Source organism: Actinomycetota bacterium (assembly GCA_040881665.1).
Classification (GTDB): Bacteria; Actinomycetota; UBA4738; order UBA4738; family HRBIN12; genus JBBDWR01.
This window is the reverse complement of sequence record JBBECT010000002.1, coordinates 44976-57628: the sequence shown is the minus strand read 5'-3', so window position 1 is coordinate 57628 and position 12653 is coordinate 44976. Positions and strand designations below refer to the sequence as shown.

The window sequence follows — 12653 nt, the reverse complement described above, 5'->3', positions numbered from 1 at the left end:
ACGTGCCGGTCAGGAGACGAACAGGCCGCGTGATGTCCAGTCGATCCCGTCGATCCCCGGGCCGCTGATCGGCGTGGCCGGTCCGTCGGGAACGCCGTTCGTGAACGGGGCGGAGGCGAGCCGGTCGGCGGCGTCGACCACGAAGAGCTGCCCGTCAGCCATCGTCATGCCCTGCAGCGAGCCGTAGTCGATCCCATTCGCGCCGGAGGTATCGGCGACGTGCAGGACCGCACCGACGATCCTCGAGGAGGGGGTGAAGTAGCGGTAGTACAGGCGCGGCTCTCCGGCGACGGTGTAGTACAGGCGCCCCTGATCGAAGAACATCCCGGTCGCGTTCATCAGATGGCGATCGAACCGGGGGACGGGAAGGTTCGTGCCGGGGATGCGGAACGCGCTGGCCGGATCCCGGCTGTCCAGGTCGTACAGCTCGACCGTCTGGGCCGGGCCGGTGTTCGTCCCGTCGAAGGTTCGCGCGATCAGCCGCCCGTCGTCTCGGCCCGTGTACAGCACCCCGCTCACCTCGAAGGATCCTCGTGCGGTGGCCCAGTTCACGCCGGGCGCGACCGTCGATGGCGAACCGAGGTCCGATCCGTCGAACGAGCGGCGCACCATGTTGCCGTCGCTGCGGCGTAGCTCGTAGAGCTGGCCGGGAAGGGTGCCGACCACGCTGGGCGGAACGCTCCTGCCGCCCGCGAGCGGGAAGAACCCGACGCGGGAGTGGAACTCACCTCCGAGCCCGTCCGTGTCACTGCCGACCCACATCCCCTGGGAGGTCGGAACGAACGAGAACACCCCGACACCGCGATCGCGTGTGGGGTCCCAGTTCAGCGGGAGCCCGTTGAGGGGGTCGAGGGCCGCGATGCCCTCCCGCGGTACGGCTCCCGCACCCGCGGCGTTGGATGCATAGGGGTTGTTCCACCAGCGGAAGTGCCCGCCGACATACACCGCGGTTCCCGTCGTCGAGACCGAGTAGATCGTGTCCCCGCCGGTCCAGTCGATCCACGTGGGCTGCACGTTCAGGCTCTTGGCTCCCAGCTCCCAGCGCGAGGCGCTGTCGCACAGGAGGGTGGGGCGCCAGGCGCCGGTCGTGACGACCACGAAATAGCGCCCCTGCGGGTCGACGTCGACATCCCGCATGTAGGAGTCGAACGCCGGCGAGCATTCCTCCTCGAACCCGCGCGCACGCCAGTGAACCACCCTCGCCGGTGCCTTCGCGATGTTCAGGACGGCGACCTGGGAGCGGATCCTGCCGTTCACGCGCGTGAAGTTCCCGACCGCCACGAGCCGTCGTCCGGCGGGGTTCGCATCGATCTTGCGCACCGCCTGCGTCCCCTGTCCCAGGAACGGCTGCGTGAACGGCACGTTCACGCCGGGGTCGATCGCGCCCGTGGCGACGTCCACGGCCGCGAGCCCTTCGCGGTCCACCCCCTCGACCCCGTGGAACGCCCCCGCCACGAAGAGCCGCTGCCCGACCACGAGCAGGTCGAGGACCTTGGCGTCGAAGTCGGCTTCGAAGGCTTGGTCGAGGGCCCCGTCGCTCGCGCGGATCCGAGCCACCTTCCGCCGCGATTGCCCGTCGATCGTGTTGAAGCTGCCGCCCACGAGCACGTGGGCGCCATCGGGCGCCGGCTGGAGTGATTCGACCACGTCGTCGGGTCGAGGGTTGAAGTCGGTGTCGATCCGGCCGGTCGCCGCGCTGAAGGCGAACAGGTTGCGGCGCGTCAGCACCGTCTGGGAGCCTTGGTTGCGGACCTCGCTGAACGTTCCCCCGACGACCACCTGGTCGCCGACCTGCGCGATCGCGCGGACCTGGCCGTCGAGCACGTGCGGAGTGATGTCGATCGGGTTCTCGGAGACGAGGATCGGGTGCCCGACGGGCTGCGCCTTCGCGACCGGGGCGATCATGCCCGCCGTCAGGATCGTCGCGACCCCGAGGATGGAACCGAGCTTCTTCGCGAGCACTTTTCCCCCATTGGAGTTGGCACCGGCGACGGTCCGTCGTCGCCGCTCCGACACATGTTCGCCCGCGTCGATTCTGTACCCCGATCGGGGGACCGTGAAGCCTCCCGGACGGTTTCTCCTCCGGAACGACCCGGAGGAACTAGTTCGGCTCGCCGTCGGCCACCACGTCGTCCCAGTTCGCGGTGGCGGTCTTGCTGTTCGTGTCACCGATCTGGATCCGGCCGATGTCGGTGGTCCCGACGTCGGCCTGCCAGGCGTCGACGATCTTGGTGCCGTTCAGGTACAGGTCCCAGGTGCTCGTGGTCCCGACCTCGCCGCACATCTCCAGCTCGTTCCATCCGGTCGGAAGCGTTGTCCCCGACAGCTTCTGGGTGGCGGCCAGCTCGGAACGCAGGACGAGGACGTTCGAGCTGTTCACATAGGTCTTCGTGACCTTCCCATCGCCGGCGGTCCGAACGCGGAGCAGGTCGAGGCCGCTGGTGCCGCGGTCGAAGACGCGGATCCGGGCGCTCATGCAGATCTCATCGACCGGCGCCGGGAGGTTCACACGCAGCGACGCGTTGTTGCCGGCCGTCTCGTAGCGGGCGCTCGGCGGAGCGAGGCCCCCCTGGGAGTTATCGATCGTCATCTGGTCGATGTCGTCCCACGCGGCGAGGTTTCCCGACGAGAAGTCGTCGGCGAACAGCACGCCGCCGGTCGTGATCGGAGCGGACGCGGCGCTCGTGGCCGTGTTCCCGGCCTCGTCCTCGACCTCGATCACGTAGGTGTGGGTCGATCCCGGATCCAGTCCCGTATCGGTGAAGGGGATCGTTCCCGTTGCCGCGGAATCGAACTCGCCGACCGGCGTGGGATCGCCGTCCCGAAGGACCCGGTAGGTGAGCGTCGTGCTGCGGTCGTCGGTCGCCGCCTGCCATTGGAGGTCGATCTTCGTCTTGCCGTTCGCGACCCCGGTGGGCGTTCCGAGCCCGGTCGGATCGAGGGTGTCGGGGCCGAGCACGGTGACCTGGTTCGAGACCGCGCTCGTGGCGGTGTTCCCGGCCGCGTCCTCGACCTCGACGGTGTAGGTGTGCTGGGCCCCCGGCGTCAGGCCCACGTCGGTGTGGGTGACCTGGCCCTGGTCCGCGGTGTCGAACTCGACGATCGGGGCCGGGGTGCCGTTGCGGAAGACGCGGTAGGTCAGCACGTCCGATCCGGAATCGGTCGCCGCCTGCCAGGCGAGGTCGACCTCTCCCTCGCGCACGCTCGCTGCCGTGGGCGTTCCCGGCGTCGAGGGCGGGAAGGTGTCGACGAGCTGATCGAGGACGAAGAGCCCGCGCGCCGTCCACGTCTCGCCGTCGATCCCGGGGCCGCTGATCGAGGTCGGGGGTCCGCTGGGGTCTCCGTTCCCGAAGTCCGCCTCGGACAACACGCCGGAGGCGTCGACCAGGAAGAGGGAATCGCCGGCCATCGTCATCCCGCGCACCCCGCCCCAGTCGATGCCGCTCTCGGCGGTGGTGTCCGCGACGTGCAGCATCGCGCCGACGACGCGCGACGACGGCGTGAAGTACCGGTAGTACAGGCGTGGGTCGCTCTGCACCGTGTAGTAGAGACGCCCCTGGTCGAAGAACATCCCGGTGGCGTTGGTCAGGTGCACGTCGAGGCGCGGGACGTTCAGGGTGGTGCCGGGGATACGGAACGAGCTTCCCGGCGCGATCACGTCGAGGTCGTGCAGGTCCACGGTCTGCGCGGCACCGAGCGTGGTTCCGTCGAAGCTGCGAGCCAGCAGTGTGCCGTCGCTCCACCCCGTGTAGAGCGTGTCGTTCACCGTGAAGGCCCCGCGGGCCGAGTTCCAGTTGACGGCGGTCGTCTTCTTCACGCGCGGGCCCAGCGTCGTCCCGTCGAAGGCGTAGCGGAACAGCTGGCCCTGGTTCGTCCGGCGCATCACGTAGAGGTCGTTCGGCAGCTGCGGGACGTCGCTGGGCGGCACGGTCACGCCGCCGGCGAGGGGAAGGAACCCGATCTTCTCGTGGTTCTCGTGCCCGAGCGTGTCGGTGTCGCTGCCCACCCACAGTCCCGCATCGGTCGGAACGAACGAGAACACGCCCACACCCCGATCGCGTCCCGGGTCCCAGTCGAAGGGAAGCCCGTTGACCGGGTCGAGAGCGGCGATCCCCTCGCGGGGGACGGCCCCGGCGCCCGCTTGGTTCGAGGTGTAGGGGTTGTTCCACCAGCGGAAGTGCCCGCCGACGTACACCGCATGGCCGCTGAGCGAGACGCTGTAGGTCGTGTCTCCGCCCGCCCAGTCGATCCAGGTCGGCAGGATCGAGGTGCCCGTGACGTTCAGTTCCCAGCGAGACACGGTGTCGCAGAGCAGGTTCGGCCGCCAGGCTCCGGTGGTCGTGACCGCGAAGTAGGTTCCGTCGGGGGAGACGTCGACATCGGTGGGGTAGGAGTCGAACGCGCCCGAGCACGTCGGTTCGAACGAGCTCGTCTTCCAGTTCGCGAGCTTGGCCGTGGGCTCGGCCAGGTTCAGCACGGCGAGCTGCACGCGAGCCTTCCCGTTCACGCGCCTGAAGTTGCCGATCGCGACGAGCCGGCTGCCGTCGGGGGACAGGGCCATCTGCGCCACCTCGGAGTCACCCTCGAACGCCTGCGTGAACGGGAGGTTCACGTTTGGGTCCACGGCGCCGGAGTTCAGGTCGAGGGCGGCGAAGTGGCTGCGCAGCGAGCCGGTGGAGCCGTTCACCGTGGTGAACGCGCCGGCGACGTAGAGACGGTCGTTGGCGACCTCGAGGTCGAGCACCTCGGCGTTGAAGTTTGCCTCGAACGCCGTGATCAGGTTGCCGGTGCTCGCGCTCAGCTTCGCGACCTTGCGCCGCAGCGTGCCGTTGATGTTGTTGAAGACGCCGCCGAGATAGACGGCCTGCCCGTTCGGCGACAGGACCAGGGACTCGATCACGCCGTCCACGTTCGGGTTGAAGTCGGGGTCCACGACTCCCGTCGTGGCGTCGAAGGCGAAGATGTTGCGGCGCGTCAGGAAGGTCGAGGTCCCCGAGTTCCGCACCTGGTCGAAGTTGCCGGCAGCGATGACTAGGTTCCCGGTCTGGACGATCGCGTTGACGCGCCCGTCGACCACATGCGGGGTGTCGTCCTGCGGGTTCTCCGACGTCAGGCCCGGGTGCACGACGGGCTGGGCTGCAGCGGGGACCGCCGGGAGGGCGAGGGTCAGGAACGCGATGGCGACGACCGTGCTGCGGATGCTCTTCGCCACCAGATCGGCTCCTGTAGGACTCGATGCGTGCGGTCGACCCCGAGCGGGACCGGACGCCCGGAGAGTTCCCCCGAAGCGCACATGGTAGCCCCGGACGGGGGATACGGCATCGGGCGGAAGCCCCAGGACCTACGGTCCCCGGGCGGCTAGAGGCGCCGGCTGCCCCGGCAGGGTAGGTTCAGGGTCGGACAGGGGCGGTAGCTCAGTCGGTTAGAGCAGCGGACTCATAATCCGTCGGTCGCAGGTTCGAGCCCTGCCCGCCCCACCCCACACGGTAGGGTTCTCGCTCATGGCCGGGCCAGGGAACCGTTCTCGACTCGTCCTGCTGAGCTTCCTGATGCTGTTCGTGGAGCTCGGCCTGATCCGGTGGGGCGGCGCGTACAACGTCTACCTGTCGTTCTTCACGAACTTCGTCCTGCTCGCGAGCTTCCTGGGGATCGGGGTCGGGTTCCTGCGCGCGGGGGCCGATCGGGACCTGTTCCGGTTCGCTCCGCTGGCTCTCGCCGTCCTCGTGCTCTTCATCGCCCTGTTCCCCGTGCAGGGCGGCCGTATAGACGGGGTGCTGCAGGTCGTGGGCGGGTTCGGGTGGCCGGCGCTGCCCAAGTGGGTGTCGTTGCCGGTCATGTTCGTCCTCGCGTTCGTCGTGATGGCCACGATCGCCGAGGGCGTGGCTCGGACCTTCGCGCGGTTCTCACCGCTGGAGGCCTACCGACTCGACATCCTCGGCAGCATCCTCGGCATCGTCGCGTTCTCCGTGCTCGCCTTCGCGGGTCTGCCCCCCGTGATCTGGGGACTGGCGGTCGTTGCCGTCCTGATCGCGGCGAACCTGCGGACCGCGTTCGCGGTCGGTTCGCTCGCAGTGTTCCTCGTGGTCCTCGCCACGCTCTCGCTCGCGGCACGGACCTCGTGGTCGCCCTACCAACGCATCTCCCTGTCGGAGACGGCCGAGGACGGCAGCATCGACATCAGCGTCAACGGTCGTCCGCATCAGCGGATCATGCCCCTGTCCTACCTGCGGGCCGAGCAGCAGTTCCGCTTCGAACCGTACGAACGCTCTCCCGACAATCCTCTGCGGAACGTCCTGATCGTCGGCGCGGGCAGCGGGAACGACGTCGCGATCGCGTTGTCGCAGGGCGCGCAGCACGTCGATGCGGTCGAGATCGATCCGACGCTCGCCGATCTCGGGCGGGAGCTGCATCCGGATCTCCCGTACGGCGATCCGAGGGTCTCGGTGCACGTGCAGGACGCGCGGGCGTTCCTGCACGACACCGACACCCGGTACGACCTCGTGCTGTTCGCGATCCCGGACTCGCTGACGGCGCTGGCCGGCCAGTCCTCGCTCCGCCTGGAGAACTACCTGTTCACGCGCGAGGCGATCGAGGAGGTGCGCGACCACCTGACCGGCGAGGGTGTCGTGTCGATGTACCACTACTTCCTTCCGAGCGTCGTGGACCGCTACGCCGACACCCTGGACGGCGTGCTGGGCTCGCCGCCCTGTGTCGACGTCTCGCCCGGGGCGGGGCCGCGCCCGCGGGTCGCCCTGACGGCCGGGGTGGGAGCTTCGAACGTGGTCTGCGAGGAGGTCTGGAAGCGCCCCGCGACGAGCCCGGTGCCCGATACCGACGACTTCCCGTTCCCCTACCTCGCCGAGCGTGGGATCCCCGGGTTCTACCAGCTGGCGCTCGTGGCGATCCTGCTCGCCTCGGCGCTCGCGATCCGGCTGTCGGGGGCGCGCTTCGGGCAGATGCGGCCGTACCTGGACCTGTTCTGCATGGGGGCGGCGTTCCTGTTGCTCGAGACGATGAACGTCGTCCGGTTTGCCTTGCTGTTCGGCACGACGTGGTTCGTGAACGCGCTCGTGTTCGCCGGCATCCTCGTCTCGGTCTACCTTGCGGTGGAGATCACCCGCCGGTGGCCCGTCCGGCGGCCTCGGCTGCTGTACGTGCCGCTGTTCGCGTCGATCGCGATCGCGTGGGCGATCCCGCCGGGTGCGCTGCTGGGCCTCGATCTCGTGCCGCGGTTCGCCGCCGCCGTGGCGCTCGGGTTCGCGCCCGTGATGTTCGGGAACCTGATCTTCGCGGATCGGTTCCGCGACGTGGGGTCGTCCACGATCGCGTTCGGAACGAACCTGTTGGGAGCGATCGCGGGTGGGGTCCTCGAGTACGGCGCGCTGATGGTCGGCTACCGCGCTCTGTTCGTGCCGGTCGCGGTCCTCTACGCCCTCGCCCTGGTCCTGGGCCGCTCACATCTCGGGCGCTCGAGTGACGCGGGCTCGGGCCGGATCGTTCGCGAGCCTGTCGGATACACGTCGGGGGGCGTCCCGGCCACCGAGGCCTGACGCAACTCCGGGTTCGTGTGTGCTACTCGGGAACGGTGTCGACGATCACGTCGTCCCACCCCGCGGTGACCGTCTTGCTCAGGGTGTCGCCGATCTGGACGCGTCCCACACCGAGGGTGCCGGTGTCCGCCTGCCACGCGTCGACGACCTTCGACCCGTTCAGGTACAGGTCCCAGGTCGAGGTCGGTCCCGGTGAGCCGCACAGCTCGATCTCGTTCCATCCCGCAGGCAGGCTCGTCGAGGAGTTCTTCTGCGTTGCGGCGAAGTCGCTCCGGATGAAGAGCACGCCGGCCGCGGACACGTAGCTCTTGACGAGCTGTGTGTTTCCCGGCCCGCGGAGGCGCAACAGGTCCAGGGCGGAGCCGCCGGTGCTCTGCACGTTGACGCGCGCGCTGACGCAGGCGGTCGCGAGCGCGTCGGGGAGGGTGACGAACGCGTTCGCACTTTCGGAGACCGTTTCCATCTTCGCGCTCGGAGCCGAGGGGCTGCCGTCGGTCGCGTCGATCGACATCCGCACAGAGTTCGTCCACTTCGAGAAGTCCTCGGTCGAGAAGTCGTCGGAGAACACGATGCCCAGCGTGGCGACCGGCTCGGACGGATCGCTCGGGGCGCTCGTGTTGTCGGCCTCATCGGTCGCATCCACGGTGTAGGTATGAGTGCTCGCGGGCTCGAGCCCCGTGTCGGTGAAGTTCACGAGACCGTCGGCACTGGTGATCTCGCCGACCGGCGTGGGATCCCCGTCGCGGAACACGCGGTAGGTGATCTGCGCGCTGTGATCGTCGCTCGACCCCGCCCACCACAGGTCGATCTTCGTCTTCGACAGCGCGGTGGCGTTCGGGATGCCCGGAACGGTCGGCGGGGTCGTATCGGGGGCCAGCACCTGGATCGGCGCGGACGCCGGGCTCTCGGCGGAGGCGTTGTCGAGCTCGTCCCGCGCGTCGACGGTATAGGTGTGCGTCGCGCCGGGAACGGCGGTCGTGTCGGTGAACGTCACGGTCGTCGTCGACGAGCTGGACACCTCTCCGACCGGCGTCGGCTCGGCGTCCCGGTAGACGCGGTAGGTCAGGTCATCGCTCGTTTCGTCGTCGGACGCTCCCCACTCCAGGTCGACCTCGCCGATCCGCGTGCTCGTCCCGCTCGGTGTCCCGGGGATCGACGGGGGAACCGAGTCCGGTGCCTCCACAGTGATCGGATCCGAGGCCGGGCTCTTCGCGGAGGCGTTGTCGGTCGCGTCTCGCGCGTCGACGGTGTAGGTGTGCATCGCGCCGGCAACGGCAGTCGTGTCGGTGAATGTCACCGTGGACTTCGACGAGCTGTCGACCTCGCCGACCGCGACCGGGTCTCCGTCGCGATAGATCCGGTAGGTCAGGCTGTCGCTGACGGTGTCGTCCGAGGCCGCCCACTGCAGGTCGACCTCCCCGATCCGCGTGCTGGTCCCGCCCGGCGTACCCGGGACCGTGGGGGCGTTGGTGTCGACGGCTTGTGCGAAGGCGAAGATGCCGCGCGAGGTCCAGTCGTAGTTGTCCGGGGTGCCCGACCCTCCGACCTGGACGGAGGACCCCGTGGGCTTCGAGCCGTTCCACGCGACGCGGTACAGCTTCCCGTCCGTGAGGGCGTAGTACAGGTTGCCGTTCGCGAGGGTGACGCCGCGGACGTTGTTCCAAGCGACGCCGTCGGCGGTGGTCGACGCCACGAAGAGCTCGGCACCGACTATGTCGCTCTCGGGATTGAAGTGACGCGCGTACAGGCGGGAATCTCCCGAGATCGTGTAGTAGAGGCGGCCGGCGTCGTAGAACATCCCTGTCATGAGCTTCAGGTGATCGCTGAACTTCGGGATCGTCGTGGTCGTACCCGGGATCTTGAACCTCGTTCCGGGCGTCGTGTCGACACCCGCTATCGGCACCAGTTGCGCTGCCCCGAAGGTCGATCCGTTGAAGGAACGGACATAGAGCCTTCCGTCGCTCCAGCCCGTGTAGACCTTGCCGTTCAACGCGAACGCGCCGCGTGCGTTGGCCATGCTCGGCACGGACAGGGTGGTGCGGGTACCCATCGTCGTCCCGTCGTAGGAACGGCGGATCAGCTGACCGTTGCCCCCGCCGGAGACGGCCGAGATGTTGACGAGGTCGTTCGGCAGGCGGTAGGGACGATTCGCCGGCACGATCGCGCCGCCCTGCAGGGGGAAGAAGCCGATCCGCGCGTGGAACTCACCGGCAAGCATATCCGTGTCGCTACCGACCCACAGGCCCGCTGCGGTCGAGACCAAGGAGAAGACGCCGACACCACGCTGGCGACCCGGGTTCCATCGGAACGGGATCCCGTTCTGCGAGGACAACGCCGCGAGGCCCTCGCGGGGGACCGCGAACGGTCCCTCGGCGTCGGCCCGGTACATGTTGTTCTGCCAGCGCTGGTGACCGCCGACGTAGACGACCTCACCCGTGATCGCGGCGCTGTAGGTCGAGTCGCCGCCCGTGAAGCTCACCCACGTCGGCTGCAGGTCCGTGCCGACCGAGCCGGTCTCCCATCGCGCGATCGTGTCGCACAGGCTCGGCGGTCCCCCGCCGTAGCCACCGGTCGTCGTGACGACCAGCCACGAGCCATCCGGAGCGATGTCGAGGTCGCGGACGTAACTGTCGAAGTCGTCGTAGCACTGGAACTTGTATCCGTTCGTCTGCCAGTTCGCGACGGTGGCGGGAAAGGTGGTCAGGTCGATCGCGGCGATCTGGTACCGGTCGAGTCCGCCGACGATCGTGAAGTTGCCGATCGCGAAGAGCCTCGAGCCGTCCGGCGTGACCTCGATCTTGCGCACCATGCGAACGCCGTTCGCGGGCACCGTGAAGGGAACGGCAACGTTCGCGTCGACCGCACCGGTGTTGAGGTCCACGGCGGCGAATCCCTCGCGAGGGATGCTGTTGATCTTCTTGAACTGGCCCGCGATGTAGAGGCGGTCGTTCGCGATCGCGAGGTCCATCACCTTGCCGTCTGCCGCGGCCTTGAACGCGGTGACGACGTTGCCGGTGGCCAGGTCGATCTTCACGACCTTGCGGCGCTTGATGCCGTCGATCGTGTTGAACTCGCCGCCGAGATAGACGTGTTGCCCATCCGGGTGGGCGACGACCGCGTTGACCTGCCTGTCGAGCACCGGCGCGAAGCTCGTGAGCTTGCCCGTCGAGGCCAGGAACGACGCCGCGTTGGTCCGGGATTGGATCGTCGGGCTGCCGCTGTCGCGCGTCTGGGTGAACTTGCCGGCCACGACCACGCGATCGCCGATCTGGGCCATGTCGTTGATCCGGCCGTCGAGGACGTGGGGGGTGCCGTCGTCGGGGTCTGGCGAGACGATCGAGGGGTGGGGAACCGGTTCGGCAACGGCGGGCGCCGCCGGGAGGGCCAGCACGATGCCGGCCAGCAGGAAGAAGGTGAGGAGTACGCGCAGTGACTTGAGCCCCATACGATCCGCTTCCGTCCGCCTTGTGCCGGGGCCCGACGCCCCGCCGCCACGCCCGGGGGAGTCCGGTGTCGGCCTCGGGCAACGGTAACCGGTTCAACCGCCTACGGCATCCGCCATAGGACGCATCCGAGGGGCGTAGGACGCCCGCCCTCCGACTACCCTCGAACGGCCGGGCGCCGCTGATCGGCGGTCGATCCTGCCTCAGGCTAGGCTGGCAGGCATGGGAGGCGGGAAACAGGAGCACGACGCGGGGCGCTGATCATCCCGGATCAGACCATGTCCTCGGGGCGGACCCATTCGTCGTACTCGGCGTCGCTGAGGTAGCCGAGGGTGAGGGCGGCCTCGCGCAGGGTCGTTCCCTCCTCGTGGGCCTTCTTGGCGATCTGTGCCGCCTTGTCGTAGCCGATCCGCGGGTTCAGGGCGGTGACGAGCATCAGCGAGTCGTTCAGCAGCTGATCGATCCGCTCGCGGTTCGGCTCGAGTCCCTCGATGCAGAACTCGCGGAACGTGCGGCACGCGTCGGCGAGGATGTTCGCCGAGTGCAGGAAGTTGCGCACCATCACCGGTTTGAACACGTTCAGCTCGAAGTTGCCCTGCGAGCCCGCGAACTTGATCGTCGTGTCGTTGCCGAGGACCTGGCAGCAGACCATCGTCATCGCCTCGGCCTGCGTCGGGTTCACCTTTCCCGGCATGATCGACGAGCCCGGCTCGTTCTCCGGCAGGGCAAGCTCCCCGAGACCGCTGCGGGGGCCGGAACCGAGCCAGCGGATGTCGTTCGCGATCTTCATCAGGCTGCCGGCGAGCGTCGCGAGCGCTCCGGACGCGAATACGACCGCATCGTGGGAGGCGAGCGCCGCGAACTTGTTCGGCGCGGTCGTGAACGGCAGCCCGGTCAGGTCGGCGATCTTGGCCGCGGCCGCCTCACCGAAGCCCTCGGGCGCGTTCAGGCCGGTGCCGACGGCGGTGCCACCGATCGCCAGTTCGTACAGCCCCGGCAGCGTCTGTTCGAGTCGCTCGAGATCGTCATCGAGCTGCGCGACGTAGCCGGAGAACTCTTGTCCGAGCGTGATCGGCACGGCGTCCTGCAGGTGCGTGCGTCCGATCTTCACGATGTCGGAGAACGCGGCGGCCTTCGCGTCGAGGGCATCGCGGAGGGCACGCACGCTGGGAACGAGGTGCTCGACGATCGCCGTCGCGGACGCGACGTGCATCGCGGTCGGGAACGTGTCGTTCGAGGACTGCGACATGTTCACGTGGTCGTTCGGGTGGACCTGATCCTTGCGACCCGGCTCTCCGCCGGCGAGCTCGGCGGCGCGGTTCGCGATCACCTCGTTCGCGTTCATGTTGGTCTGGGTGCCCGAGCCGGTCTGCCACACGTACAGGGGAAAGTGCTCGTCGAGATCGCCTGCGATCACCTCGTCGGCGGCGGCCACGATGTGCCCCGCGACCGCGGGGTCGAGGCGGCCGGCGTCCTGGTTCGCCAACGCGGCAGCCTTCTTCAGGACCCCCATCGCGCGGACGATCTCGTCCGGCATGCGGTCGTCGCCGATCGAGAAGTGGTGAAGAGAGCGCTGCGTCTGCGCCCCCCAATACTTCGAGCGGTGGACGTCGATCTCGCCCATCGTGTCGGATTCGGTGCGGTACTCGCTCATGGGTAG

At 68.5% G+C, this 12653-nt stretch carries 5 protein-coding genes and 1 tRNA gene; 2 read left to right on the top strand and 4 right to left on the bottom strand.

The genetic code is table 11. The features are described 5' to 3' along the window. Positions 1 to 9: 9 nt before the first annotated feature. Positions 10 to 1962: a delta-60 repeat domain-containing protein gene (locus WEF05_00260; GenBank protein ID MEX1100332.1), complete on the bottom strand. Its 1953-nt coding sequence runs from the start codon at positions 1960 to 1962 to the stop codon at positions 10 to 12. 139 nt (positions 1963 to 2101) lie between these two features. Next, positions 2102 to 5212: a hypothetical protein gene (locus WEF05_00255; GenBank protein ID MEX1100331.1), complete on the bottom strand. Its 3111-nt coding sequence runs from the start codon at positions 5210 to 5212 to the stop codon at positions 2102 to 2104. A gap of 191 nt (positions 5213 to 5403) precedes the next feature. On the opposite strand from WEF05_00255, the gene WEF05_00250 reads away from it, so the two are divergent. Both WEF05_00250 and WEF05_00245 read left to right on the top strand, forming a co-directional pair. Continuing rightward, positions 5404 to 5477, top strand: a tRNA-Ile gene (locus tag WEF05_00250). A gap of 24 nt (positions 5478 to 5501) precedes the next feature. Beyond that, positions 5502 to 7550: a spermidine synthase gene (locus WEF05_00245; GenBank protein ID MEX1100330.1), complete on the top strand. Its 2049-nt coding sequence runs from the start codon at positions 5502 to 5504 to the stop codon at positions 7548 to 7550. 22 nt (positions 7551 to 7572) lie between these two features. On the opposite strand, the gene WEF05_00240 is transcribed toward WEF05_00245, so the two are convergent. Together WEF05_00240 and fumC are read right to left on the bottom strand one after the other, a co-directional pair. Next, positions 7573 to 10995 carry a hypothetical protein gene (locus WEF05_00240; protein ID MEX1100329.1) on the bottom strand — a complete coding sequence of 1141 codons (3423 nt, stop codon included), beginning with the start codon at positions 10993 to 10995 and terminating at the stop codon, positions 7573 to 7575. 269 nt (positions 10996 to 11264) lie between these two features. After that, positions 11265 to 12647: a class II fumarate hydratase gene (gene fumC / locus WEF05_00235; GenBank protein ID MEX1100328.1), complete on the bottom strand. Its 1383-nt coding sequence runs from the start codon at positions 12645 to 12647 to the stop codon at positions 11265 to 11267. Positions 12648 to 12653 lie beyond the last annotated feature (6 nt).

Bases quoted from the DNA above. Each gene is read 5' to 3' on its own strand.
- WEF05_00240 (MEX1100329.1), bottom strand. From the start codon at position 10,995: ATGGGGCTCAAGTCACTGCGCGTACTCCTCACCTTCTTCCTGCTGGCC.
- WEF05_00245 (MEX1100330.1), top strand. From the start codon at position 5,502: ATGGCCGGGCCAGGGAACCGTTCTCGACTCGTCCTGCTGAGCTTCCTG.
- fumC (MEX1100328.1), bottom strand. From the start codon at position 12,647: ATGAGCGAGTACCGCACCGAATCCGACACGATGGGCGAGATCGACGTC.